Source organism: Candidatus Chloroploca sp. Khr17 (assembly GCF_004138165.1).
Taxonomy (GTDB): Bacteria; Chloroflexota; Chloroflexia; order Chloroflexales; family Chloroflexaceae; genus Chloroploca.
This window is the reverse complement of the sequence record NZ_RYFF01000157.1, coordinates 1-1,184: the sequence shown is the minus strand read 5'-3', so window position 1 is coordinate 1,184 and position 1,184 is coordinate 1. Positions and strand designations below refer to the sequence as shown.

Here is a 1,184-nt window from a genome sequence, read left to right as displayed (position 1 = left end):
ATGGCGAAGCAGAAATTCGAGCGGACGAAGCCGCACGTCAACATCGGCACGATTGGGCACGTAGACCATGGCAAGACGACCCTGACCGCCGCCATCACCAAGGTGCTGGCGCTGCGTGGGGCCGCACAGTTTGTTGATTACGACCAGATTGATAATGCGCCCGAAGAGCGCGCCCGTGGCATTACGATCGCGATTCGCCACGTCGAGTATCAGACCGATAATCGGCACTATGCCCACGTTGACTGCCCGGGCCACGCCGACTATATCAAGAATATGATTACCGGGGCCGCGCAAATGGACGGGGCCATCCTGGTGGTCTCGGCCCCCGATGGCCCGATGCCCCAGACCCGCGAGCACATCTTGCTGGCGCGCCAGGTGCAGGTGCCCGCGATGGTCGTCTTCCTGAATAAGGTCGATATGATGGACGACCCCGAGTTGCTCGAATTGGTGGAGTTGGAGTTGCGCGAGTTGCTCTCGAAGTTCGATTTCCCCGGTGACGATATTCCGATTGTCCGCGGGTCGGGCCGCGTGGCGCTCGAGAGCGAGAGCAAGGATATCAATGCGCCCGAGTATCAGCCCATCCTGGAACTGATGGCGGCCGTCGATGCCTATATCCCGACGCCGATGCGGGCGGTTGACCAGCCGTTCCTGATGCCCGTCGAAGATGTCTTTGGCATCAAAGGGCGGGGCACCGTGGTGACGGGCCGGATCGAGCGCGGCAAAGTCAAGGTCGGTGAGACGATTGAGATTGTGGGCATGGAAGAGGGAGCCCCAACCAAGACGGTGGTGACCGGCGTGGAGATGTTCCAGAAGACGCTCGATGAGGGCATCGCCGGCGATAACGTGGGCTGTCTCTTGCGCGGGGTGGAGCGGACGGATGTCGAACGCGGGCAGGTGCTCTGTGCGCCCGGGTCGATCAAGCCCCACAAGAAGTTTGAGGCCCAGGTCTACGTCTTGAAGAAAGACGAGGGCGGGCGGCATACGCCGTTCTTCCCCGGCTATCGGCCGCAGTTCTATGTGCGGACGACCGACGTGACCGGCAGTATTCAGTTGCCCGAGGGCATGGAGATGGTGATGCCCGGCGACAACGTGGTGATGGGGGTCGAATTGATCGTGCCCGTCGCGATCGAAGAAGGCTTGCGCTTTGCCATCCGTGAGGGTGGCCGCACGGTCGGCTCTGGTGT

Annotated in this window: 1 protein-coding gene; it reads left to right on the top strand. The window is 61.7% G+C overall.

All coding sequences use genetic code 11. The features are described from left to right. A partial coding sequence (tuf, locus tag EKD05_RS25505) for an elongation factor Tu (protein ID WP_129678461.1) occupies positions 1-1,184 on the top strand: 1,184 nt, incomplete at its 3' end.